This window comes from Bacillus sp. TE9106W, assembly GCF_054062215.1.
On the sequence record NZ_JBSSFA010000025.1, the window covers coordinates 17,729 to 41,933 of the forward strand.

23 protein-coding genes and 1 pseudogene are annotated in these 24,205 nt (G+C 35.2%); 12 read left to right on the plus strand and 12 right to left on the minus strand.

Annotated features, from left to right (window positions below):
- Window positions 1-181 precede the first annotated feature (181 nt).
- From ACVWY7_RS26545 to ACVWY7_RS26575, 7 genes are all read left to right on the plus strand, one after another.
- Window positions 182-1,057 (plus strand): cytochrome aa3 quinol oxidase subunit II, encoded by an 876-nt coding sequence (locus ACVWY7_RS26545; RefSeq protein ID WP_001176158.1) that lies wholly within the window; start codon window positions 182-184, stop codon window positions 1,055-1,057.
- Window positions 1,058-1,090: 33 nt separating this feature from the next.
- The gene (gene qoxB, locus ACVWY7_RS26550) at window positions 1,091-3,025 is read left to right on the plus strand and encodes a cytochrome aa3 quinol oxidase subunit I (protein ID WP_000762369.1); all 1,935 of its coding nucleotides are present in this window, start codon (window positions 1,091-1,093) and stop codon (window positions 3,023-3,025) included.
- A gap of 13 nt (window positions 3,026-3,038) precedes the next feature.
- Window positions 3,039-3,641 carry a cytochrome aa3 quinol oxidase subunit III gene (gene qoxC / locus ACVWY7_RS26555; protein WP_000729321.1) on the plus strand — a complete coding sequence of 201 codons (603 nt, stop codon included), beginning with the start codon at window positions 3,039-3,041 and terminating at the stop codon, window positions 3,639-3,641.
- A gap of 2 nt (window positions 3,642-3,643) precedes the next feature.
- On the plus strand, window positions 3,644-3,955 hold the full coding sequence (qoxD, locus tag ACVWY7_RS26560) for a cytochrome aa3 quinol oxidase subunit IV (protein ID WP_000531389.1): 312 nt from the start codon (window positions 3,644-3,646) through the stop codon (window positions 3,953-3,955).
- Between the two features lie 251 nt (window positions 3,956-4,206).
- A complete protein-coding gene (locus ACVWY7_RS26565; protein WP_000399983.1) occupies window positions 4,207-6,036 on the plus strand; it encodes a monovalent cation:proton antiporter family protein in 1,830 nt (609 codons plus the stop codon).
- A gap of 54 nt (window positions 6,037-6,090) precedes the next feature.
- The gene (locus ACVWY7_RS26570) at window positions 6,091-6,348 is read left to right on the plus strand and encodes a DUF4022 family protein (protein WP_212114896.1); all 258 of its coding nucleotides are present in this window, start codon (window positions 6,091-6,093) and stop codon (window positions 6,346-6,348) included.
- 14 nt (window positions 6,349-6,362) lie between these two features.
- Entirely contained in the window at window positions 6,363-6,800 is a 438-nt protein-coding gene (locus ACVWY7_RS26575) for a GNAT family N-acetyltransferase (RefSeq protein WP_212114894.1), read from the plus strand.
- Window positions 6,801-6,839: 39 nt separating this feature from the next.
- Here ACVWY7_RS26575 and ACVWY7_RS26580 read toward each other — a convergent pair.
- The 5 genes and pseudogenes from ACVWY7_RS26580 to ACVWY7_RS26600 form a co-directional block, all read right to left on the minus strand.
- A pseudogene (locus tag ACVWY7_RS26580) lies at window positions 6,840-7,267 on the minus strand (hypothetical protein).
- A gap of 4 nt (window positions 7,268-7,271) precedes the next feature.
- Window positions 7,272-7,472: a helix-turn-helix transcriptional regulator gene (locus tag ACVWY7_RS26585; RefSeq protein WP_000301181.1), complete on the minus strand. Its 201-nt coding sequence runs from the start codon at window positions 7,470-7,472 to the stop codon at window positions 7,272-7,274.
- 157 nt (window positions 7,473-7,629) lie between these two features.
- Entirely contained in the window at window positions 7,630-8,787 is a 1,158-nt protein-coding gene (locus ACVWY7_RS26590; RefSeq protein ID WP_063535666.1) for an RNA-guided endonuclease InsQ/TnpB family protein, read from the minus strand.
- Window positions 8,784-9,047, minus strand: a complete 264-nt coding sequence (locus ACVWY7_RS26595; protein ID WP_000816201.1) for a MerR family transcriptional regulator — start codon at window positions 9,045-9,047, stop codon at window positions 8,784-8,786. The genes ACVWY7_RS26590 and ACVWY7_RS26595 overlap by 4 nt, the downstream gene beginning before the upstream one ends.
- A 178-nt stretch (window positions 9,048-9,225) precedes the next feature.
- Entirely contained in the window at window positions 9,226-10,518 is a 1,293-nt protein-coding gene (locus ACVWY7_RS26600) for an NCS2 family permease (RefSeq protein WP_000487177.1), read from the minus strand.
- Between the two features lie 280 nt (window positions 10,519-10,798).
- Here ACVWY7_RS26600 and ACVWY7_RS26605 point away from each other — a divergent pair, with 280 nt between their 5' ends.
- Window positions 10,799-12,190 (plus strand): amino acid permease, encoded by a 1,392-nt coding sequence (locus ACVWY7_RS26605; RefSeq protein WP_001164819.1) that lies wholly within the window; start codon window positions 10,799-10,801, stop codon window positions 12,188-12,190.
- Window positions 12,191-12,371: 181 nt separating this feature from the next.
- Entirely contained in the window at window positions 12,372-13,919 is a 1,548-nt protein-coding gene (locus ACVWY7_RS26610) for a DNA-binding protein (protein ID WP_456524070.1), read from the plus strand.
- A gap of 35 nt (window positions 13,920-13,954) precedes the next feature.
- Here the strand turns inward: ACVWY7_RS26610 and ACVWY7_RS26615 are convergent, their stop codons facing one another.
- Both ACVWY7_RS26615 and brnQ1 read right to left on the minus strand, forming a co-directional pair.
- Entirely contained in the window at window positions 13,955-15,676 is a 1,722-nt protein-coding gene (locus ACVWY7_RS26615) for a DUF2339 domain-containing protein (protein WP_212114879.1), read from the minus strand.
- A gap of 133 nt (window positions 15,677-15,809) precedes the next feature.
- A complete protein-coding gene (brnQ1, locus tag ACVWY7_RS26620; protein WP_000771662.1) occupies window positions 15,810-17,111 on the minus strand; it encodes a branched-chain amino acid transport system II carrier protein BrnQ1 in 1,302 nt (433 codons plus the stop codon).
- A gap of 355 nt (window positions 17,112-17,466) precedes the next feature.
- Here brnQ1 and ACVWY7_RS26625 point away from each other — a divergent pair, with 355 nt between their 5' ends.
- On the plus strand, window positions 17,467-18,852 hold the full coding sequence (locus tag ACVWY7_RS26625) for a peptide MFS transporter (RefSeq protein ID WP_062922921.1): 1,386 nt from the start codon (window positions 17,467-17,469) through the stop codon (window positions 18,850-18,852).
- Between the two features lie 30 nt (window positions 18,853-18,882).
- On the opposite strand, the gene ACVWY7_RS26630 is transcribed toward ACVWY7_RS26625, so the two are convergent.
- The 4 genes from ACVWY7_RS26630 to ACVWY7_RS26645 all read right to left on the minus strand — a co-directional run bounded on the left by ACVWY7_RS26630 (window position 18,883) and on the right by ACVWY7_RS26645 (window position 21,690).
- The gene (locus ACVWY7_RS26630; RefSeq protein ID WP_001041717.1) at window positions 18,883-19,515 is read right to left on the minus strand and encodes a class A sortase; all 633 of its coding nucleotides are present in this window, start codon (window positions 19,513-19,515) and stop codon (window positions 18,883-18,885) included.
- A gap of 116 nt (window positions 19,516-19,631) precedes the next feature.
- Window positions 19,632-20,105, minus strand: a complete 474-nt coding sequence (locus tag ACVWY7_RS26635) for a hypothetical protein (protein ID WP_001079693.1) — start codon at window positions 20,103-20,105, stop codon at window positions 19,632-19,634.
- Complete coding sequence (locus ACVWY7_RS26640) at window positions 20,098-20,316, minus strand: helix-turn-helix transcriptional regulator (protein ID WP_000154007.1); 219 nt, start codon at window positions 20,314-20,316, stop codon at window positions 20,098-20,100. Before ACVWY7_RS26640 ends, ACVWY7_RS26635 begins: the two co-directional genes overlap by 8 nt.
- A gap of 111 nt (window positions 20,317-20,427) precedes the next feature.
- The gene (locus tag ACVWY7_RS26645) at window positions 20,428-21,690 is read right to left on the minus strand and encodes a 3D domain-containing protein (RefSeq protein ID WP_001105820.1); all 1,263 of its coding nucleotides are present in this window, start codon (window positions 21,688-21,690) and stop codon (window positions 20,428-20,430) included.
- Window positions 21,691-22,174: 484 nt separating this feature from the next.
- Between ACVWY7_RS26645 and ACVWY7_RS26650 the strand changes: the two genes are divergently transcribed.
- Both ACVWY7_RS26650 and ACVWY7_RS26655 read left to right on the plus strand, forming a co-directional pair.
- The gene (locus tag ACVWY7_RS26650) at window positions 22,175-22,855 is read left to right on the plus strand and encodes a methyl-accepting chemotaxis protein (protein WP_374956572.1); all 681 of its coding nucleotides are present in this window, start codon (window positions 22,175-22,177) and stop codon (window positions 22,853-22,855) included.
- Window positions 22,856-22,987: 132 nt separating this feature from the next.
- The gene (locus ACVWY7_RS26655; RefSeq protein WP_000434782.1) at window positions 22,988-23,800 is read left to right on the plus strand and encodes an undecaprenyl-diphosphate phosphatase; all 813 of its coding nucleotides are present in this window, start codon (window positions 22,988-22,990) and stop codon (window positions 23,798-23,800) included.
- 57 nt (window positions 23,801-23,857) lie between these two features.
- On the opposite strand, the gene ACVWY7_RS26660 is transcribed toward ACVWY7_RS26655, so the two are convergent.
- Window positions 23,858-24,061 (minus strand): hypothetical protein, encoded by a 204-nt coding sequence (locus ACVWY7_RS26660; RefSeq protein ID WP_001268339.1) that lies wholly within the window; start codon window positions 24,059-24,061, stop codon window positions 23,858-23,860.
- Window positions 24,062-24,205 lie beyond the last annotated feature (144 nt).

Genomic DNA, 24,205 nt, shown 5'->3' on the forward strand with positions numbered 1-24,205 from the left:
CATTTTTCTCTGGAAAATAGTTTACAATGTAATCAAGTTACAAATGATATTCACCTTAAAAAGTGTGCATTTGTGTCTATTTTTTAACAATATCTCAAAAACTATTGCCTTCTATAAATTAATAGGTTTATATTGTTTTATTGGCATAGTTTCAATCCAAGGAGAAAGGAGATTTTCAATCGTGCAACTAAAGAAAGCGTTTTGGAAGTTGGCTTCGCTTCTTCCGTTATCATTACTTCTGTTCCTCGGTGGCTGTGATAAAAAACTCGCAGTATTAAATCCGCAAGGACCTGTTGCAAAAGCACAGTATGATTTAATTGTTTGGTCATTCTTGCTTATGTCATTAATTATCGCAATTGTATTCATCTTGTTTACAGTCATCTTGATTCGTTATCGTGAAAAACCAGAGAATATGGACTATGAGCCACCTGATCAACACGGTAACACATTATTAGAAATCATTTGGACGCTTGTTCCTGTTATTATCGTTATCGCATTATCGATTCCAACAGTAAAAGCAACTTATGCTTCGGAAGAGGTTCCGAAAGAGTCCAAACATATTAAACCAGTGGAGATTTATGTTACATCTGCAAACTGGAAATGGTTATTCAGTTACCCAGAGGAAAAAATTGAAACCGTTAACTATTTAAACATCCCAGCTGGTGTACCAATTCAATTCAAACTGACTTCTGTCGGCCCAATGAATGCTTTCTGGGTACCAGAACTTGGTGGTATGAAGTACACAATGGATGGCATGATTATGGACCTTTATTTACAAGCTGATAAGCCAGGTTCTTACCTAGGCCGTAGCGCGAACTTCTCTGGTGAAGGATTTACTCACATGGAGTTCGAAGTTGAAGCAAAAACTAAAGAGAAATATGACAAGTGGGTTAAAGAAGTACAACAAACTGCTCCTAAACTAACAGAAGATAAGTACAACGAAATTGTTAAACCTGGTGTAGTTGGTCGTATGACATTCTCTAGCCATCACTTAAGTTATGTAGATCCAAAATCACTTGAATATTGTGATTACAACTACTACAAAAACAAAAAATAATAGCTATAATTCCAACAGATTGGAGTGAACACAGTGAAGCTTGATGAATTCTTTGTCACAGGTGACCCGATTATTTACGGTGCAGACGCTTCTATCGTTCTTGTGACATTAGCAATCATTTTCGTACTAACAAAGTATAAAAAATGGAAATGGCTTTGGGACGAATGGTTAACAACTGTTGACCATAAAAAGATTGGGGCCATGTATATTATCTCTGCGGTTATTATGTTATTCCGTGGTGGTATGGACGGTTTAATGATCCGTGCACAGTTAACATTCCCAGAAACAACTTATTTAAACGCTGAACACTATAACGGAATCTTCACAACACACGGTACAGTTATGATTCTTTTCATGGCGATGCCATTCGTTATGGGATTAATGAACCTTGTAGTACCATTACAAATTGGTGCTCGTGACGTTGCATATCCGTTCTTAAATGCTTTAAGTTTCTGGTTATTCTTTGTCGGAGCAATGTTATTCAACATCGCTTTCGTAATCGGTGGTTCTCCAGACGCTGGGTGGACTTCTTACTTCCCAATGGCAGGTACAGAGTTTACTTCTGGTGTAGGAAATAACTACTACGCAATTGCATTACAGATTTCAGGTCTCGGTACGTTAATGACAGGTATTAACTTCCTTGTTACTATCTTAAAAATGCGTACACCTGGTATGACTTTAATGAGAATGCCAATGTTTACTTGGTCAATCTTAATTACAACAATTATCATTATTTTCGCTTTCCCAGTATTAACAGTTGCTCTTGCATTAATGACATTTGACCGTCTATTCGATGCTCACTTCTTTACGATGGCGAGCGGCGGTATGCCAATGTTATGGGCCAACCTATTCTGGGTATGGGGTCACCCTGAAGTATATATCGTTATTTTACCGGCATTCGGTATTTTCTCTGAAATCATTAGTACATTCTCACGTAAGCGTCTATTCGGTTACAGTGCGATGGTATACTCAATGGTTGCAATTTCTTTACTAAGTTTCGTCGTATGGCTTCACCACTTCTTCACGATGGGTGCAGGTCCAGCGGTTAACTCATTCTTCTCGATTTCGACAATGGCGATTTCGATTCCAACCGGGGTTAAGATCTTTAACTGGTTGTTCACACTGTATAAAGGACGTATTCGTTTTACAGTTCCAATGCTTTGGTCATTGGCATTTATTCCAAACTTCGTAGTCGGTGGGGTTACAGGGGTTATGCTTGGTATGGCAGCAGCTGATTATCAGTACCATAACAGCTACTTCCTAATTGCTCACTTCCACTACGTATTAATCGCAGGTACAGTATTCGCTATGCTTGCTGGATTCACATTCTGGTATCCAAAAATGACTGGTCATATGTTAAATGAACGCCTAGGTAAATGGACATTCTGGATCTTTATGAGCGGATTCAACATCTGTTTCTTCCCAATGTACTTCTTAGGTTTAGACGGCATGACTCGTCGTATGTACACTTACTCTGAAAGTCTTGGATGGGGATGGCTAAACCAAATCGCATCTGTTGGTGCGGTAATGATGGGTATCGGCTTCCTACTTCTTTGCTACAACGTAATTTGGAGTGCACGTCACGGTGAACGTGACACAACTGGAGATCCATGGGATGGCCGTACACTTGAATGGGCAACTCAATCTCCTGTACAACATTACAACTTCGCGAAACTTCCTGAAATCAAAGAAGCTGATGCTTTCTGGTTCATGAAAAAACGCGGAGAAACAGTTACACCAGCAGCAGAAGAATTAAAACCAATTCACATGCCAAGTAACTCTGGTGTGCCTATTATTATGTCTGGATTCTTCGGTCTTGCAGGTTTCGCATTAGTATTTAGCTGGTTCTGGATTGCAGCAATCGGCGGCGTTGGTATTTTAGCTTGCTTAATCTATCGTTCATTCGATTATGATGAAGGTTACTATATCAGTGTTGATGAAATAAAAAAAACAGAACATGTAGCATGAGAGGTGAAATGAAATGGCGGCTTTAGATAAAAGCTTACCTTTGGAATATCAATCCGAACAAAGCAGATTGAACATCCTAGGATTCTGGATTTTTCTTGGGGCTGAAATTATGCTGTTCGCAACACTTTTCGCCTCTTATCTAGTACTTGCTGGTCGTACGGCAGATGGTCCAACACCAGCGCAACTTTTTGAAGTTAAAACACTTTTAATTCAAACGCTACTACTTTTAACAAGTAGTTTCACATGTGGTATCGCAATTCACGAAATGCGTAAGCACAACCAAAAAGCAATGCTTGGATGGTTCATCCTTACATTACTTTTAGGTGCAGGTTTCCTATTCTTCGAGATCGAAGAGTTCATTATTTACGCTGGTAAAGGTGCTACACTTCAAACAAGTGCTTTCTTATCAGGATTCTTCGTTCTACTTGGAACGCATGGTGCCCACGTAACAGGCGGTATCATTTGGGCAATTTGTGTTATTATCCAAATTTTAAAACGAGGTTTAACACCAGTTACAGCTCGTAAAGTATTTATCATCAGCTTATACTGGCACTTCCTTGATTTCGTTTGGATCTTCATTTACACACTAGTTTACTTGAACGGGATGGTGGCGTAATAATGGGTCAAAACAATACTCAAGCAAATGGGCATGCGCATAGCGGATTCCCTTGGTCACACGTTTTCGGATTTATTTTATCGCTTGCACTAACGTTTCTAGCGTTATACGTGGCACTTTACACAAGCTTACCACTATCAACGATTTTAACGTCTATTATCGCAATGGCGGTTGCGCAAGCATTATTACAATTAATCATGTTCATGCATTTAAAAGAAGGAGAAGGACGCATTCAAATTCTTACTATGATCTACAGTTTCTTCGTTGCAACAGCAACAGTTGGTTTAACTGTATGGATCTTCTTCTCAATGTAATGTACATGAAAAGACTGCTGAGGTTTCTCAGCAGTCTTTTTTTATCTCACATTAACGGGCAGTAAGACCTCATTTTATCCCCTCCCTATTACATCCACATTACGGAATTAACAACAGAATCATGAAAAATATACTTATTATGACAAATGTTAAGAAAACTCTTTCTTTATGAAATCGAATCCATATGCGTTGCTTTTCTACCTATTATATGGCTAAATAGTTACTATATTTATTTGAAGGGAGAGAACGCAATGGAACATCATACTTCTGTTCTATCACTTATGGTTGTCGTTGCAATCGCGTTTTTCGTTCCCCTTTTGTTACAACGCTTTAAATTAAAAGCACTTCCTGTCGTCGTTGCAGAAATCATCGCAGGAATCTTTGTAGGTAAAAGTGGGTTTAATATTATTGAGCCAGATATGTGGCTTCAAGTCTTATCGACACTAGGATTTATCTTTCTTATGTTTTTAAGCGGTTTAGAAATTGATTTTTCTATCTTTAAACAAAAAGGGAAAAAGAATACGACAAACGAACCAAACACATTCCAAGCAGCAAGTATTATCTTCTTATTTATTTTCATCTTATCTTATGCCTTATCATTACTATTCGTATGGTTAGGATTTGTAGATAATGCAATGTTTATGACTTTAATCATTTCAACAATCTCTTTAGGTGTTGTCGTACCAACATTAAAAGAGAATAACCTAGGAAAAACAGCAATTGGACAAATCATTTTATTGGTCGCTGTTATTGCGGATTTAGTTACAATGATTTTACTTGCTGTATTCGTCGGATTAAATTCCGAAAGCGGTCAAAGCATGTGGCTCCTGCTTCTTCTATTCGGCGCTGGTATTGTTATTTACTTCGTTGCAAAACGTTTTAAAAACATTCCATACTTAGATAGCTTAAAAGCTGGTAGTGTACAAATTGATACAAGAGCTGTTTTTGCACTCATCTTAATATTAGTTGGGTTATCTGAATCCGTTGGAGCCGAAAATATTTTAGGTGCCTTCTTAGCAGGTGTACTCGTATCATTATTATCACCAAATGAAGATATGGTTGAAAAACTGGATTCTATCGGATACGGTTTCTTCATTCCTATTTTCTTCGTAATGGTTGGTGTAAATTTAGAAGTTTGGTCTATTTTCAAAGAACCTTCTAGCATGCTCATGATTCCAATTTTAATTGTAGGACTCTTTATTTCAAAACTGATACCATCACTCGTCTTACGAAAATGGTATCCACGTAATATCGTACTAGGAAGTGCCATCTTATTAACATCGACACTTTCTTTAGTTATTGCAGCTGCACAAATTGGTGAAAAACTAGGAATCATTAGTCCAAGTTTATCTGCCTCCCTTATTTTAAGCGCAGTTATTACTTGTATTTTCGCACCTATATTATTTAAAAAGATGTTCCCAAAAGTGGAAACACCAAAACCAAAAGTTTCAATTATTGGTGCGAGCAGAATTACCCTTCCGTTATCACTTGATTTAAAACGAGAAGATTATGACGTAACACTATATATGATGCGTCAAAATAAAATAAATGATGAGGAAGCGAAATCACACGACTTCCCTATTGTGAAATTAGATGACATCACAATTGCATCATTAACTGAACAAACAGCATTTCATGCAGACCGCGTTGTTGTTGCAACAAGCGATGATGAACAAAACTTACTATTAGCAGAACATGCAAAAGAACTAGGTGTTGAACATGTTATTGCAAGTGTAGAAGATCCGCTTCTACAAGAAAAAGCAACGCAAGAACATATCGCCGTATTCTCAACCATTAACTCTACACGTATTCTATTACGTGCATTAATTGATAAACCGAGTCTCGTTCGCTTAATTACAACAGCAAACGAAACAGTCCGTGAAGTTGAACTACGAAGCAATAAATATAACGGCGTTGCACTTCGTCGCCTTCCGTTTTTAGGTGATGTACTAGTCATTCAAATTTATCGTGGGAATAAAGCATTAATCCCGCATGGTGATACAAGACTACAACACGGTGATACATTACTTGTAACAGGCTCAAAGGAACATATCGATACACTAAAAAGCATATTGGAATAGAAAAATGCCCCTTACATAATTAAGGGGCATTTTTTTTCCATTCCATATGGTAAAATGTTACTATCACATATTATGAGGGTGGATCACATTATGTCTATTGTAACTTTAGCTCTTTTATTATTAGCGGAAATACTCATTGCCATTATTCTCATCGGTGTTAGCATTGAAATTTGCAGTTACGGATGGAAAAAATCGAATGGAATAAAATATTCTTGCCTCCTACTTTCACTCCTTCTCGGAACTGCTAGCATACTCGGACTTCTCGCCGCACCTGCCTATTTCTTTATACAATTAACAGACAAAGCCTTATAAGAAAGGATGTTAATATGATTACCGTGAAAAATATTGAAGGATCTGAAACTTACGTATTACGTCAAAAAATTTTACGCCCCAATCAAACATTAGCAGATTGTAAATATCCTTCCGATTATGAAACAGATACCTTTCACTTAGGCGCATTTATAAACGATAAACTCATTAGTATTGCTTCCTTCTCAAAAGAAATATACCCTGACTTACCAGTAGGTATTCATTATCGTCTACGAGGAATGGCCACATTACCTGCATTTCGAAACAACCGTGCTGGAAGCTCCTTAATTCAGAAGGCGGAACAAATCTTGCAAGAACGCCAAGCAACTATATTATGGTGTAATGGCCGAATTACTGTAGCTAACTATTACAAGCACTTAGGCTTCCAGGAATATGGTGAAATCTTTGAAATTGAACCGATTGGCCTTCATAAAGTACTATATAAAAGAGTATAAGAAAAGCTTTCCGCAATACGGGAAAGCTTTGCTTATATTTCAATCTTCACTTTTTATCTTTTTCATATATATGTATATAAACAAACTAGGAATTAAAAACAAGCAAACATAATAAGTCCTGTCATACTAATTTCCTTTATCGAGATATCTGGTGTTACAACGATACAAATAGCTAAAATACCAATAACAATACTTACCGGAATGAATAATAGCTTCCTAAAATAACTACGCGATATTCCGCCCGTATGCTCATACACTTCCACCGAATGTTTTAAATTTAAGAAGTTTATGACTACAATCCCGCCCATAAATACCATTAATAAATCTGAAACACTTTCATACCCTGCATCTTGCAAAACGTAGCGATAAAAAACAATACCTAGTATGACGATATTTTGTAAGATGAAAACGAGTCTAATATGTTTTAGCCTCTCAATCATTAAACGTTCATCTTTCACAATCCTCATCTCCTCACTCCTCTTCCTCCCAAAATAAATCATTCAATGTTTTATCTACCGCATAACAAATTTTTAAACATAAATCTAATGACGGGTTGTATTTCCCCTTCTCAATTAAACTAATCGTTTGCCTTGTAACGCCTACTTTTTCTGCTAATTGTTGCTGTGTTAAATCTAACTGAACACGCGCGACTTTTATTTTACTTACAGCCATTCATGTTCCTGCTACTAAAAATATAGACAAATGTATATTCTTAGAGTATTCCTGCTTCTACGTGCCCTGCCTCGCTAATCACTTGCTACTACAGTTTGCTGTGACACTTCACAGGCGTAAATTCCGATGTAGCCCACCGTACATATATACAATCTATTTACGTTAGTATTGTATATTTTTTTGCTTGTAAAAGGTTGATTGACGCATTTAAATCTCTATCTATTACATTGCCACATTCACATGTATATACTCGGTCAGACAGCTTTAAATCCGACTTTTTTTGACCGCAACATGAACACATTTTAGAAGATGGATAGAATCTGTCCACTTGCCGTAGTTCAATTCCATATTCCCTACATTTCGTTAATAACCATGTTTTAAAAGCATAAAAACATTGTTGCGCTACAGCTTTAGATAGATGTTTGTTCTTCATCATACCTTTCACATTCAAATCTTCTACTACAATAAACGTTGGCTTGGTTTTCACCACATCATTTACAATAGACTTTACATACGCTAATCGAATATTTGCTAGCCTAGCATGTAGTTGTTGCACCCTAAGAATATTTTTGTTTATATTCGCTCTTTTATTAGTAACAGGTTGTTCACCTCTCTTTCTTATATTTTCAAATTTGCGTGATAAAGAGCGTTGTTCACGTTTTAACCGTTTTTCTATCTTTTTTACTTGTACTGTTTTATTTATATTTTTGTGAGTTTTTCCATCGCTACGTACAGCGAAGTCTTTAATTCCCAAATCAATTCCTAGACCTACTGTATTGAGAGTTGCATTTGGTTTTACCTCTTTCACTTCACAGAGTATAGACACATAGTATCTTCCTGCTCTTTGATATACTGTACCACTTTTTACAGTTGTATTTTTTGAAATATATCCATACTCTTTTAACCTTATCCAACCAATTGTAGGGACTTTTACTCTATGTCTTTCTACTGTCCAATCTGTTTTGTTGTTTTTCGGAAAGTAGCACTTCACATCTTGCTTCTTCTTTTTTTTATATCGTGGAAACTTAGATAAACCTTTAAAAAACCGCTTAAAAGCTTTATCTCCATTCATAATCGCTTGTTTTACCGCTTTGCTCGACACTTCTTTAATCCACTGGTCACACTCTTTTGTATGAATGTTGTTTAACCATTTGGAAAAGTCATAACCACTAAGAAATTTCCCCTCCGACTCATATACCTCTTTATTTTTAGAGATATACAGGTTATATACATATCGACACACCCCAATAGTTTGACGGATTTTACTAATTTGTTCAGTTGTCGGTTTGATTTCTATTAAATATGCTCTTTTCATAAGTCTTCATCCTCCGACATTTTCTTTTTGTATTTTCTCAACCCATATATTCTACAGCTAAATACATGAATGATAGATATTAAATCCTGAACAAGTTCTTCTTGAATACCCATATATTTCTTATACTGTTCTTCTGTATAATATCTTCTTCCTTTTGGATTTCGGTAAGCAGGTAAAACACCTTGATTGTCCCACCTTTGCAATGTCTTAACAGAGACATTAAGCATTTCTGAAAATTCTTTCGGTTTATATTGTTTCATAATTACTTTTCACTATATATGCCTACTTTTGTCTATGTTTTTGTTTACTGTTTCTTTCTCCTCCACCCTTATTATAATATATATTCCAATAAGCAATTTATATTTTACGTTGCTAATTTAAGTTTCACTTTATTATACACAAAAAAGGAGCCCCTCATAAGAAGCCCCCTCTCCTATATTATAAGAATAAATGACATCCAAATAAAATTGTAAATAAGTATAGTAATGGATGTACTTCCATCCCTTTCCCTTTCACAATTTTCAAGACTGGATACACTAAAAATCCAATTGCAATTCCATTCGCAATACTAGACGTTAACGGAATACCAACGAAAATTAAAAATGCTGGTAATGCATCTTCAAATTCATTCCAATTAATATCACGAATACTTTGTGCCATTAAACTACCTACAATAATTAATGAAGGAGCTGTAATAGCAGCTACACTTGATAAAGAAGCAATAACAGGGCTGAAGAATGCTGTTATAATCGTTAGGCCGACTACTACAATACCTGTTAATCCTGTTTTACCACCTGCAGCAATACCAGCTGAAGATTCAATCGTCGCTGCTGTTGGGCTTGTTCCAAAGATAGAGCCTGTAGTCCCGCCAATTGCATCTGCAATAAATGCCTTACCAAAACGTTTCTCAGTATTATCCGTAATTAAACCCGCTTGTTTAATTAATCCAAGTAATGCACCTGTCGTATCAAATAACAGTACAAGTAAAAATGAAAACACAACACCATATAAGCCGTACTCAATTACATCTGAAAAGGCATTGATTGGGTTTGAAACGATAATACCCTCTGGTAAATGAGGCATCGCAACAATTTTATCCGTGAACTTCAGTTGCCCTGTAAAGAAGGCGATAACTCCTGTCACAATCATACTAATAAATAATGCACCGCTCACACGCAATGCCATTAATACCGCCGCTAATATTAAACCAATTAGAGTTAAAATAACGGCTGGAGAATGAAAATCACCAATCGTAACTAAATTTGATGGATGATCAACGATAATTCCAGAAAGGCGTAATCCAATAAAAGCAATAAATAGTCCAATACCACCTGCAATTGCATGCTTTAAACTATCAGGAATTGCTAAAATTAACTTTTGCCTAAACGAAGTAAAAGATAATAAAAGAAAAATAATCCCTGTCACAAATACCGCTGAAAAGGCAATTACATATGTAATCCCTTCTGCTTTCTGTACAACAGAATACGCAAAGTATGCGTTCATCCCCATAGCTGGAGCAATAACAATTGGATAATTAGCAAAAATCGCCATACCTATTGTTCCAACAACAGTTGCAATAATTGTTGCTGTAAACGCTTGGTCAAATGGTACACCTGCATCAGATAATATTTTCGGATTGATGACAAGAATATACGCAAATGTAAAAAAAGTTGTGATGCCAGCTAAAAACTCTTGCTTCACAGAAGTGTTATATTTTTGTAATTGAAACATGCTTATGTACCCTTCCTACACCTGAATTATTATCACACATTCTCTTCTTACTAGTATGCGAGAAAATATAATACTTAATCTTAACAATCAATAAAAAGAAGAGTCAATATATTCTCTAATAGTTCGAATTTTAAGTTTAAGTCTGACAAGTCTAGATGTAGTACAGTTCATTATGATTATTTTTGTAGCATAACAGATGGAAATGTTTTATAATTTGAAATAGTTAAATATTTGGTAAACGCATTCAAACATCGTTCACTCTACAAGGGGGATTCTTCTTATGCAACACTCAAACAAATCTGGAACTTTAAACCGCGGTTTAAAAGAACGACATATTACGTTAATGTCACTCGGTTCAGCTATTGGCGTTGGACTATTTTTAGGATCTGCTTCTGCTATTAAACTAGCTGGGCCCTCTATTTTACTAGGATATATGATTGCTGGACTCGTTATTTTTTTCATTATGCGAGCGCTCGGAGAAATGGCAATTGAACAACCTGTTGCCGGCTCTTTTAGTAAATATGCATATGATTATCTCGGACCGCTAGCTGGTTATATTACAGGTTGGAACTACTGGTTCTTATGGGTTGTTACTTGCATGGCTGAAATTACAGCAGCTGGCATTTACATGCAGTACTGGTTCCCAGATATTCCGCGTTGGACTTGGGCGCTACTCGCTTTATTATTAATGAGCGCTTTCAACTTCTTATCCGTAAAAGTATTTGGAGAACTTGAATTTTGGTTTGCTCTCATTAAAATTATCACAATTATCTGTATGATAGTAGTTGGAGCTGGTATTATTTTATTCGGATTCGGAAATGGCGGAATAGCCACTGGTATTTCAAACCTTTGGTCACATGGTGGCTGGTTTCCAAATGGATTTTCTGGGTTACTACTCTCCATGCAAATGGTATTATTCGCTTATTTAGGCGTTGAATTAATCGGAGTTACAGCTGGTGAAGCTCAAAACCCGAAGAAAACACTCGCAAAAGCAATCGATAACGTATTTTGGAGAATATTACTGTTCTACGTTGGAGCTCTATTCGTTATGATGGCAATTTATCCATGGAACGAACTGGGTGAGAAAGGAAGTCCATTCGTATTAACATTTCAACAAATCGGTATTGCAAAAGCAGCAGGGATTATTAACTTTGTCGTATTAACAGCAGCTCTTTCATCTTGTAATGGTGGTTTATTTAGTACAGGCCGTATGCTATATACATTAGCTCAGCAGAAGAAAGCACCTGAAAGATTCGGTCGTTTAAATAAAAATGGCATTCCAAGTCAAGGAATTGTAGCAACTGCGATCGTTTTACTCATTGGCGTTATATTAAACTATCTCGTACCAGCAAAGGTATTTACATGGCTCACTAGCATTTCAACTTTCGGAGCAATTTGGACTTGGGGCATTATATTAGTCGCTCAAATCAAGTTCCGTAAAAGTTTGCCTACGCAAAACAGACAAAAGTTATCGTATAAAATGCCTTTATACCCATTAAGTTCATATTTCTCACTCGCCTTCCTTGTACTAGTATTAGGTATAATGGCGTATTCAGAAGATACACGAATTGCATTAATCGTCGGCCCTATTTGGCTTATCGGCTTAGCTATCGTGTACTACATGAAAGGGTTTCATAAAATTGATGAAACGCCTAATTCAAAAATTAGTTAAACAAAACATCCCTTCCTTATTAATTGGAAGGGATGTTTTTATGTCTATATAAATATTTCTCAACAAAATTCACGTTATTTTTACAATTTTTTAATATTTTTTATGTTTTCCGTCTTTATTTTTACAGAAAAATAAATTACATTATTAAAGCACATATATTTATTATTAGGGGGATTCTTCTATGAAGAATAAAAAATGGATTACATTTTCTTTAGCAACAGCAATTACACTAAGTATAGGAGCTTCATTCATACCGTCTACTTATGCCGAAAGCTCTGTAGACCCAGCTCCTGAAATTGCTGCAAAAGTTGTAAACCAAAACAATGGGAAGAAAGTATTATTCGATAATACACACGGTCAAACTGCCGGTACAGCTGACTGGGTTATCGACGGCGGCTTTTCTGATTTCGGAAACGGCATTGCAAAAAACGGATATCATGTAAAAGAACTACGTAAATCAACACCTATTACATACGAGGATTTAAAAGATTACAATGTATTTATCGTTCCAGAAGCAAATATTCCTTACAAAAAATCAGAACAAGATGCTATGTTACAATACGTGAAAAATGGCGGTAGTATCTTCTTCATTGCCGATCACTATAATGCAGATCGTAATAAAAATCGTTGGGATTCTTCTGAAGTATTTAACGGATATAGACGCGGCGCTTGGGATAATCCAGCGAAAGGAATGTCTAACGACGAAGCAAATTCACAAGCTATGCAAGGAGTAAAAAGCTCTGATTGGCTATCTGATAACTTCGGTATTCGCTTCCGCTATAATGCAATCGGTGATGTTTCCGCTAAAAATATTGTATCACCTGAACAATCATTCGGAATTACAGAAGGGGTTTCATCTGTAGCGATGCATGCTGGTTCTACTTTAGCCATTACAAATCCAAAACTAGCAAAAGGACTTGTTTATCTTCCAGAAAACCCGTCAAAATGGAATAACGCTGTTGATAGCGGTGTATATAACGGCGGTGGTGTTGCAGAGGGTCCTTATGCTGCTATCGCAAAAGTCGGACTTGGAAAAGCTGCCTTTATTGGAGACTCTTCTCCTGTTGAAGATGCTACGCCAAAATACGTTCGTGAAGATTCTGGTCAAACAAAGAAAACTTACGATGGATATAAAGAAGAAAACGATGCTATTTTACTAGAAAATATCGTAAATTGGCTATCGAATAAAGAAACATTTACAAGTTTAGATCAAGTAAATGGTTTACAACTTGATTTACCTACCACTTTACAAACATTTGAGCAACCAAGCTTATCAACTGAACCACAACCTGAACCTTGGAGTGCACCAAATGCAGGTTATCAATGGTTTAATACCAATACTTTTAAACCTGGTTCATATGGCTATAACGGTGCAGTAACAGCAAATGACTACGTAGTTACACACCCTAGCATTCTACCAAACAATGAAGTGTTCCAAATGAAAATTCAAGTAAATAACTTATTACCTAACACGACATACGATAATTATTCTTTAGGTATCTTCACGACTGGCGGTACACAAGTAGCAAAAGTTCAAAATACAAATGGTACTTGGCCATCTACTTTCGGATATAGTAATGCATTTTCTTTCACAACAAACAGCTTAGGTTCTGCTGAGAAGATTGTAAATGTGCAAATTAATCCAAATACGACTGGACAAGCAACGCTTCGTCTACGCCAAAATACGACAGCGAAATATAGTGAGACTGTAACGATTAATAAGAAATAATGAAAAAGGCAATCCGGATATGGATTGCCTTCTTTCTACTTCTCTTCTTTTGAGAAAAACATTCTTGAAATAACGATACCTATACTACCTACTATTAAGAATAAAACTGCCCTAATCATCATCGATACTTCTGGTAAGTCCAAAAGGAATAGCTTCCCTATCGTTACAACTAAAACGATTAATCCAGCATACAATATTTCATTCATATGTTTATTCCGTCCAAGCCAAACTGCAAATAAAGCATATACCATCCATAATAACGATACAAATACGCTAATTATGCTTCCATCTGTAGAAAGAACTTCACCAACTCTAGTAATTGCAATAAATATGATAACCATAAACCAATAGAGCGCTATAGAATATACATATTTTCCAAAGCTCATTAACACATCTTTCGCTTGCTTCATGCAGTAATAAAATGTACCTATTAAAATAATATGAGCAACGAACCCAGCTGAAAGGAAATAATCAAATGGGCTAAAAATAGTCTGTATCATTCCAATCGCATAAATCGTCGCACTAATATATAATTTTATCTGTTGTTTTCCTTTAATAGAAGTCACCATGCCGAGGAAACCTTGTAATAATAGTACAATCGCTGCATTCACTAAACTATACTCATATAAAATCGCTAAACTAAATGCCCCCATTGCGAAACCAAATAAAAGATTTGTAAACGTAGAATGTCGATTCTTCCTATATTCAAACACGAACATAGTAGCGTGTACGAGTGCACTTATCATTAATCCCCATGTTGTAAATTCAGGTATTTTTGAAATAGCTAATATAAAGAAAACTGCATTCGCACTAAATATTGCCAAGCGTGGTTCTACTATAAAACTTCTCTCCGTAAACATATGCCAAAATAATAGTAAGTGAATTAAGCCATAAACTACTGTTAACTGTACTTGTAAATCCTCTACTAACATTGACATAACAGCAAAGAAGACAAAAAGAACAATAGCAGCAACAGCATAAGAAATCATATATAAATACTGATAACGATTTTTCAACGCATACCATAATAAGCTAAGTGTTAGTATCGTCTCATATCCAAAGAAAATGTACGGATTAGGAGTTGTACTATTTAATAAAAATGGTACAAAGAAAGCTCCTACCGCTACGAAGATAGTAAGATATTCTGATTGATACCTCTTCGCTATATAAATACCTAAAATGACCCATGCAATATTACATAGAAACGCGACACTCGCTGGAATAAATCCATATAAATAATGCGCTGCAAATGTCGTTAAAACTATACCTGTAATACTTCCTCCTGCTAATACTAATCCTAACGCTTGCCGCTCTCGTTTAATTTGAATATCCCCTATATAATAAAAACCAATTGATAGGACAATACCAAACACAATTCGTATTGCTGGTGTTAATAATCCAGCGTCTACTCCTGCTTTAAATAACCAGATTACTCCAAGTAACATAATGCCTACAAATATGCGTGGTAACCACGTTTGGCAAAACTTAATAATATTAAATGGTTCTCGTTTAAAAGCAGATATATCCACTTGTTTTACCTCACGTTCTTGCACAGGCTCTTTTATTGTAGCTACTTCTTCTTTTTGTTTTTCCTCCATCACCGTTTCAATATATTCTTTCTTTTCCTTACTAACATGTTGCTGAGCATTTTCTACTTCTATTTCCCTTTGTTTTGCTTTCAATTCAAAAAGTGCTTCTTGCATCGTTTCAATTGTCGTTTCGAGTGCTTCTATTTTCTTGTTCAAATCCTCCTTCATACGCTCCCCCCTCATCATTCATTCAAAACCTATATATTACCAATTACCTTTATCATACTCTTAGTCTATTCATTTTCAATACTATTTTTCCAAAAAAGAAAGGTGTTTTCCGAAATAGGAAAACACCCTTTACTTATTTCTTCTTACTTAAAACACTACTCACGATAACACCAATAAAAACACCTATAATAGCTGGAACAATCCATCCTACACCTTCTATATAAAACGGAATGTATTTCAATACTGATGTCCACTGATTCATCATCACATTTTTATTGAAAATATCGATTGCACTAAATACGGCTACAATCCCAACTGTCACTGCATATACGTATGCATACTTTCCAATATACTTATGGAATAAGCCTAAAATAATAAGCGTTAGTGCAACTGGATAAATAAATCCAAGAATCGGTACTGATACTTTTAAAATTTGTGTTAATCCTAAATTAGCTAAAATCATACTAACAAAACTTAACATAAATGCCCACACTTTGTATGCTACTTTCGGAAATGCACTTGCGAAAAATTGACTACACGATGTAACAAGTCCGATTGAAACACATAAACATGCGATCGTAAAAATAAGTCCTAATAAAACGACTCCGCCTTGTCCAAATAGTGTAGTCATCACTTGTGCTAACACTTGCGCGCCATTATCAAATGTCCCCAATGAACCACTCATTGAACCAACATATCCAAGTATGACATAAATAATAGATAATAATAGTCCTGCACCAATTCCAGCAATACTCATATATTTCGCTAAACCTTTATCATCTTCAATACCTTTTGCACGAAGAGCATTTGCAATCACAATCCCAAAAATTAAAGCTGCTAATGCGTCCATCGTTAAATAGCCATCTAAAAACCCTTGGAACATAGGCGCTTGTCCATAGTTTCCAGCAGCCTCTTTCACACTACCTACTGATGTAAACATGCTTTTTATAAAGATAAGGGCAATCATACCTAATAATAATGGTGTTAAAACCTTTCCGAACAACCCCATTAATTTAGACGGTGATAAGCTTAACCAGTACACGATACTAAAGAAAATAACCGTATAACATAATAAAACTATGCTTCCCGCTTCTGGGAAGAACTGACCTGGCCCCATTTCAAAAGCTAAACTTCCTGCACGTGGTATACCAAGTCCTGGCCCAATAAACAAGTACACGATACACGGAAAAATAATTGCAAATGAGGAATGAACCCTACCCGCTAGCGCTTGAAAACTACCTGCTTTCGCAATCGCAATAACTCCCAATATAGGAAGACCTGTTGCTGATATAATAAACCCTACTAATGAAATCCACACATGTTCTCCTGCTTCATAACCAAGAAAAGGTGGGAATATAAGATTCCCCGCTCCAAAGAACATCGAGAATAACATAAGACTAATAAGTAAAATTTCTTTTTTCTGTAACAATTTCATTTCTTTCTCCTTCTTTAATTTCATCTTTTATGAAATCAATTTCACATATAAAAAAGTGCAATAAAACGATTCCTCACAAAGAAAACATAGTCCATAGTCTAACATAAAAGAAACACCCATTCTATAGCTAATTCTCTTCTCCAATTTCTGCTAAAAAACTAACCTTCTCCCACCTATTAGTAGGTAGTTAAATTTGCTATAAAAGCTCAATTCGTAAAAGTTTTTAATCCTTTCATGACGGATCCTTCCCAATTATTACATTTTCACTTTATTGACTTATAATAGTTAATAAAGTAAAATATTAAATATACAAAATTATTAACTTTGTTTTTGTTTGTGTCAGGAGGAAAATAACATGGAATCAGCGATACAACTAGAAAGAGAACAACAAAGAAAAAAGAAACATCCTCCAGGTTTATACTTACTCTTCTTTACAGAAATGTGGGAAAGATTTAGTTACTATGGATTACGAGGATTATTAACATTATATTTAACGACAGCTTTAGTAAGCGGTGGTCTTGGGTTTAGTCCCGCATGGGCACTCTCTATTTACGGATTTTATACTGGAGCCTGTTATTTCACACCAATGATTGGTGGATACTTAACAGACCGGTTCCTAGGTAGACGAAAAGCGATTACAATTGGTGGTATAACAATGGCAATCGGTAACCTTACACTATTTGCCTTGCAAAACCAATTAGGCCTATACCTCGGATTAGCGCTTATTATTATTGGTAATGGATTCTTCAAACCGAACATCTCTACACTGGTTGGGGAATTATACGAAGAGAACGATCCAAAACGTGATAGTGCATTTACCATTTTTTATATGGGGATTAACGTCGGTTCATTTTTAGCTCCACTCGTTTGTGGATTTTTGTCAGAAAATTTATTCAAAACAACAGTTGATGGCGTTGTACATTACGGATTCCGTTACGGTTTCTTGGCAGCTTCAATCGGAATGATCATTGGACAAATTTTATTTACAACACTATCAAATCGCTTCCTTGGTGATATCGGTAAAAAACCAACTCGCGATTTACAAACAACAGATGGACAACCATCAGTAGGAGATACACCGTTAACAAAAAAAGAAAAACAACGTACCGCAGTTATCGTCATTTTAACATGCTTCGTTGTCTTCTTCTGGGCTGGCTTTGAACAAGCTGGTAGCTCATTAACATTATATACAAACAAATTTGTAGACCGCTCTGTGTTCGGATGGGAAGTTCCAACATCTTGGTTCCAGTCGGTCAATCCATTATTTATTATTTTACTTGCTCCAGCCATTTCAGCATTATGGGCAAAACTTGCAACTCGCAAGCGCGGGGATTTAAAAATCCCAACAAAAATGGGACTTGGTATGATCTTGCTCGGTATCGGTTATATCATTCTCGTTATTGCTACATTAAAAACAGGTAGTGATGAACATAACATTACAGAAAAAGCAAACTTACTATTTATCGTCTTTACGTATCTTTTCCATACGTTAGGTGAGCTATTCTTATCACCTGTTGGACTATCAATGGTTAGTGCACTTGCCCCAGTAAAACTAGCATCTTTACTAATGGGCGTATGGTTAGCGAGTTCAGGTATCGCCAACATTTTAGGTGGACAACTTGCAAGCTTCACAACTTCACTTGGATATGCTGAAGTATTTACAGTTATTGGCGCTGTAGCAATTGTATTAGGTTGTGTTTTATTATTAATTTCTAAGAAATTAGTGAAATGGATGGATTAAAAAAAAGATGAGGGAAATCCCTCATCTTTTTTATTTCTTCGCCTTTGTTCCTACTAAATCACCAGCAACAACGTAACGTTTAGAATTATCTTTCACTGATACACATGTAATTAGCGTTATCTCATCTTTCCCATGATCCTCAACAACTTCCCACTTATCAGGAGTCACTTCAGACACACCAGTAACCGCATACTCATATTCGTTTTCATTATCATACAAATAAATTTTGTCACCTTTTTTTAGAGACGCTATATCACTAAATAAAACACCTTTTTTAGACATGTTATGTCCTGCTAATGCATAGTTCCCTTTTCCCATTACTTGATTTTCTTTTACTGTTGCTGCACCAGATAATAGGTTTTTCTCAGTAGAAGATTTTAAAACAGGAAGTTCTAATGAAACACTCGGGATCGAAATACGACCAATTACTTGCTTCTTATCTAATGATGCATTCGCTACTTCTGCCAAGTCTGGTTGATCAATTTTCGAAGCATCTACAAATTCCGTCTCATGTTTTTCATAATCCATTTTTTGAACAGCCTGTACATTTTCAGTCTGTTTCTTTTCAGCTTGATATCCATCATAAAATGGCTTTCCGATTAACACACCACCTACAACAAATAGGAGGATTGCTACTATACTATAAATTCTTTGCTTATTCATATACAATTCCTTTCCCTTACAAAATCTTACTCTATATAAAATGATAAGATAATATTGCTGTATGTACAAGTATAAGCTGAAAAGAAACCTTCTTGCTGATGCAAGAAGGTTTCTTTTTAAGCTAATTTATTTCTGTATAATGATACGTGGAATACTGTCATTTGAATAAAGAAAATAGAAAATAGAATATACAATGGGTATCCAGGAAGATATTCATTAATAATAGGCGAAAAAGTTAAAAATCCAACTGCGCAAGGTAACACAAACCATAACGATACAAATGTTGTTCGACAAGCTTTATCCGTAATTGCTTTTTCACGTTCATCTTCTAGTGGAAATAATAATGGATACATCCAAAAAGATAAATTCTTGTACTTTTTCTTTTGAATTCTATAAAAAATTGTAACTATAATAGCTCCAATAAATAATAAAATGAATGGCACTCCATTAAACCATACTTCAAATGGGAATCTCTCGTTTTTAATTATATCTGCCAACTCTGTAATAACACCATAAAATTCAACAAATGTCCAGCATGCTAAAGCGGTATAAAGCACGTTTATAATATAAGAAAAACCAATCCTATTCATCCTCTTCCCCCTCCTTATTTAAAACAAACACATCTTCCATCTTTAACTGAAATACATCGCAAATCATAAGCGCTAATAATAATGAAGGAACATAATCCCCCTTTTCAATTGCCGCGATTGTTTGTCTCGTCACTCCAACTTTTTCTGCTAATACACTTTGTGAAAAATTAAACCGAGCTCTTAATTCCTTCACCCTATTTAAAATGGTCAAATTTACCACCTCTCAATTTTATTGTATGCTATCCTTAACAAAATGTAAACTCAACTTAACATTATTTTCAAAAAAAATCCAACTTTACAATATGTAAAGTTGGATTTTGTGTTAGCTTAAAATTGTAAGCTTAACATTTTTTCTGCCCCACTTACTAGACGAAGCTTTATCTGGCATTAAAACATCGATTTTGTGACCTTTAATCGCGCCACCAGTATCTGCTGCAATTGCTTCTCCGTATCCTTCAACATATACACGAGAACCTAATGGAATAACAGATGGATCTACCGCAATTAATTTCATTCCTGGGTTTGCAGTTAAATTATAGCCTCCCCATGCAGAGTATACTTGTTGACCTGGTCCATAACCATTTTCAGCTGGGTCTGCTGTATAAGCTGTTGCATGTACATAGATTTCTCTTCCACCAGCAGTTGGCTTAGAAGGTTGTACAGGTTCTACCTTCGAATTATTATTAGCAACAGGTTCAGCTGGTTTACTAGCTTGTTCTTGCTTTTTCTTTTCAGCAACTTCCGCCTGTGCCTTAGCTAAAGCTTCTTGCTCAGCCTTTGCAGCTGCTTCTGCTTTTGCACGCTCTTCTGCTGCAATTCTCGCTGCTTCTTGTTCACGAGCAATTGTTTCTTGTACTGCCTTCATATTTGATTCAATTTTAGCTTTTTCTTCTGTTGCTAAATTAAGTTGGCTTGCAACCTGATTATATTTGGCTTGAACTGTTTGTAAGTTAGCTTGACGTTTTTTCAAGTTATCTTGCAACTCAGCTTGTGCTTTTGCTAATTTTTGTTTGTCCACTACTAAAGATGCTTCTTTTTCATCAATTGTTTTCTTATCTTCTTCAATTTGACGAAGATCTTGTTCTTGTAGACGTAAAATTTCTTTATCAGCTTCTAAAATAGTAGAAACTGCGTTCATACGTTGTAAGAAATCTGCAAAGTTCTTTGACTCTACTACAACTTCTACTACTAAACTTGTATTTGAACTGTTTTGAACAGAAACCATACGTTTTCTCATAATATCCTTACGAGCAAGGACTTTATCCTCTAAAACGACAATTTCGTTCTTTTTTTGCTCAATCTGCTTATGTGTTTCATCGATTTTACGTTGAATAGCAGCTTGATCCTCTTTATTTTTTGCAATTGTATTATTTAAATTATGTAGTTCGTTTTCGATACCTTGAATTTCTTTACTAACAGCTTGCTTCTCTTGCTCTTTCTTTTGCATTTCTGCATCGTTTTGCTGCAATTGCTGTTGCATGTTGTTAAGTTTCTCGTCGTTTGACTCTGCTTTAACAGCGACTGTACTAGAAAGACCGATAATGCCTGCTAATACTAGACTACTGATTCGCTTAAAATAGTTCATAATCCGACTCCCTTCTTATACAGTTATACATGATTTATTTTACAGTTTGTTTACAATACCATTAAATACAGTTTATTTTTCATGACGAAAAAAAGGGAATTATGCATAAAATGTAATAGATTCTTAAATATTTAACAATTCCTATATTTAAAAATTATAAAAGATGCTAAAATCCAAATATAGAGAAAATATAACTTCTAAAGGCGGTTGAAATAAATATATGTTTACTCAAAAGAAATCACTCCAACATAAAATTGATCAATTAGAAAATCGTATCCAGGAACTTGAAGCAGAATTAAAACAAAAAGATATCAAACAACAAGAGACCATTTCTTCTATCCACGATCGTGTACAAAGCGTTGTGCAAGAGCATCAACTTGTAAATAATCAACACCATACACTTCAAAATTTAGTTCAACAATTAAACTCATGTTTCGAAAATGTTTCAACGCGTACGACACATTCCAATGAATTAAATAATGAAATGTTACAAAAAGAACAAAACTTAATTCAATCTATTGAAGAGATTATCGACTGCTCTAATGAAGGAAAAGAATCTGTTCACCGTTTACTTATTGTAATTAACAAATTAGGTGAACAATCTCAGCGTACGTCTAACAGTATGAATCATTTAAGTGAACGCTCAAAAGAAATCGAGCAAATTGTAGAAGTCATTCAAAACATTGCAGCACAAACGAATTTACTTGCTTTAAATGCGAGTATTGAAGCTGCTCGTGCTGGAGAGCACGGTAAAGGATTCGCTGTCGTTGCCAATGAAGTAAGAAAACTAGCGGAAAGTACCGCTGAAAGTACAAAAAACATCGGCAACTTAACGAAAAAAATTCAAGAAGAAATTGAAAAAGCATACGATAATACAAAAGATAATTTGCATTTAGTCGATGAAGGTGTAGAAATGAGTGCTGATACAAATGCTAGAATTGAAAATATTTTAATTATGATTCAAACGTTACAAAACGGTGCTACTAATGTTATTAAAGCTATTGAAAACCAAAAGTCTTGTAATGATGATATATTACGAGAATTCGCTAATACACAACAAATGTTCCAAAAGTTAAATACTACTATTATGAATCACATTCATGATGCTGAGAAAGTCGATGTTCAATTAACAAAAAGTCTTGAAGAAACAGTAGTTTCTCATTAATAATAAAAATCCCTTATACTGTTATAAGGGATTTTTATTATATTTCGAATATTTATTTCTTCTCAATATTGATCCATATCTTTGTTATAATGGACAAGTTGTTTCTTTCGAATAATAAACAAGGAGGTTATTATGGAACAGTTTTACTACATTTTAAAATATTTAATTCTTGGTCTGTTCCAAGGACTTACAGAACCAATTCCGATTTCTTCAAGCGGGCACCTCGTTTTAGCACAGCATTTGCTAGGACTAAAAATAGAAGGATTTAGCTTCGAACTACTTGTTAATTCAGCTTCATTATTAGCTGTATTACTTATTTATAGAAATGATTTAATTCGTCTAACGAAGAATGGTCTATCTTATATATTTACAAGAGCAGAAGATGCAAAATCAGATTTCTTCTTTATTATTTATCTTGTTATTGCGACCATTCCAGCAGGTGTTATTGGTGTCTTATTTAAAGATTACATCGATCAGTACTTAAAAGGTGTGAAGATGGTTGGGATTTCGCTTCTTATTACTGCCGTCGGCCTTTGGATTATTAGAAACTTACGTGGACGTAAAAATGATGGCGATCTTTCTATGAAAGATGCAATCATCGTCGGATTAGCACAAGCTTGCGCACTAATCCCTGGAATTAGCCGATCTGGTGCAACAATCGTAGCCGCGATGTTACTTGGTATGAAGCAGGAAACGGCTCTTCGTTTCTCATTCTTACTATATATCCCTGTTAGCTTAGGTGGTTTATTACTAAGTATTACAGACATTGCAAAAGATCCAAATCTAGACACATTATTCGTACCATATATCGTTGCGTTCATCGCAACATTTATCATGACGTATATTTCGTTAAAATGGTTTATGAACATCATGGCAAAAGGAAATTTAAAATATTTCTCTTTCTATTGCATTATCGTAGGTGTACTTACTCTTATTTTCTTATAAAGTGAAACTTACAAATCAAAAGCGAGTCATTCTATTACACTAGGATGACTCGCTTTTTTATGCGTATACTTTCTTTTCTTGACAATACAAACGAATAACATGTTTATTTTGTTGAAATACATCATGCGTTAGCCGGATAATAATAAAATTTCGTTTTGTTTGATCATCATGAACAAAAATCTGTTCTCCCTCTTGAAAACGCCACGCACTTTCAAAAGTTGTAATATGATTCCCACTTACAGAAAAAAGCTCATATCGCATATCTTGTACCCTCTCTCAACTTATAACAATCATAATATCCTTATATTAAATTTAGTATAACTTAATTCTATTAAAATTTATAATTTTTTCTATTTCAAAATATTTTAATTTTGTTTTAAGGTTCTTTTAACGTTATAATGGTAA

What these genes read in the sequence shown, in the direction of transcription:
- qoxD (WP_000531389.1), top strand. Translation starts at nt 3,644, where the DNA reads ATGGGTCAAAACAATACTCAAGCAAATGGGCATGCGCATAGCGGATTC.
- ACVWY7_RS26660 (WP_001268339.1), bottom strand. Translation starts at nt 24,061, where the DNA reads ATGCGATATGAGCTTTTTTCTGTAAGTGGGAATCATATTACAACTTTT.
- ACVWY7_RS26590 (WP_063535666.1), bottom strand. Translation starts at nt 8,787, where the DNA reads ATGAAAAGAGCATATTTAATAGAAATCAAACCGACAACTGAACAAATT.
- qoxC (WP_000729321.1), top strand. Translation starts at nt 3,039, where the DNA reads ATGGCGGCTTTAGATAAAAGCTTACCTTTGGAATATCAATCCGAACAA.
- ACVWY7_RS26600 (WP_000487177.1), bottom strand. Translation starts at nt 10,518, where the DNA reads ATGTTTCAATTACAAAAATATAACACTTCTGTGAAGCAAGAGTTTTTA.
- ACVWY7_RS26630 (WP_001041717.1), bottom strand. Translation starts at nt 19,515, where the DNA reads ATGAATAAGCAAAGAATTTATAGTATAGTAGCAATCCTCCTATTTGTT.
- ACVWY7_RS26595 (WP_000816201.1), bottom strand. Translation starts at nt 9,047, where the DNA reads ATGAAACAATATAAACCGAAAGAATTTTCAGAAATGCTTAATGTCTCT.
- ACVWY7_RS26605 (WP_001164819.1), top strand. Translation starts at nt 10,799, where the DNA reads ATGCAACACTCAAACAAATCTGGAACTTTAAACCGCGGTTTAAAAGAA.
- ACVWY7_RS26655 (WP_000434782.1), top strand. Translation starts at nt 22,988, where the DNA reads ATGGAACAGTTTTACTACATTTTAAAATATTTAATTCTTGGTCTGTTC.
- ACVWY7_RS26570 (WP_212114896.1), top strand. Translation starts at nt 6,091, where the DNA reads ATGTTACTATCACATATTATGAGGGTGGATCACATTATGTCTATTGTA.
- ACVWY7_RS26565 (WP_000399983.1), top strand. Translation starts at nt 4,207, where the DNA reads ATGGAACATCATACTTCTGTTCTATCACTTATGGTTGTCGTTGCAATC.
- ACVWY7_RS26625 (WP_062922921.1), top strand. Translation starts at nt 17,467, where the DNA reads ATGGAATCAGCGATACAACTAGAAAGAGAACAACAAAGAAAAAAGAAA.
- ACVWY7_RS26635 (WP_001079693.1), bottom strand. Translation starts at nt 20,105, where the DNA reads ATGAATAGGATTGGTTTTTCTTATATTATAAACGTGCTTTATACCGCT.
- ACVWY7_RS26575 (WP_212114894.1), top strand. Translation starts at nt 6,363, where the DNA reads ATGATTACCGTGAAAAATATTGAAGGATCTGAAACTTACGTATTACGT.
- ACVWY7_RS26650 (WP_374956572.1), top strand. Translation starts at nt 22,175, where the DNA reads ATGTTACAAAAAGAACAAAACTTAATTCAATCTATTGAAGAGATTATC.
- ACVWY7_RS26645 (WP_001105820.1), bottom strand. Translation starts at nt 21,690, where the DNA reads ATGAACTATTTTAAGCGAATCAGTAGTCTAGTATTAGCAGGCATTATC.
- ACVWY7_RS26610 (WP_456524070.1), top strand. Translation starts at nt 12,372, where the DNA reads ATGAAGAATAAAAAATGGATTACATTTTCTTTAGCAACAGCAATTACA.
- ACVWY7_RS26615 (WP_212114879.1), bottom strand. Translation starts at nt 15,676, where the DNA reads ATGAAGGAGGATTTGAACAAGAAAATAGAAGCACTCGAAACGACAATT.
- brnQ1 (WP_000771662.1), bottom strand. Translation starts at nt 17,111, where the DNA reads ATGAAATTGTTACAGAAAAAAGAAATTTTACTTATTAGTCTTATGTTA.
- ACVWY7_RS26585 (WP_000301181.1), bottom strand. Translation starts at nt 7,472, where the DNA reads ATGGCTGTAAGTAAAATAAAAGTCGCGCGTGTTCAGTTAGATTTAACA.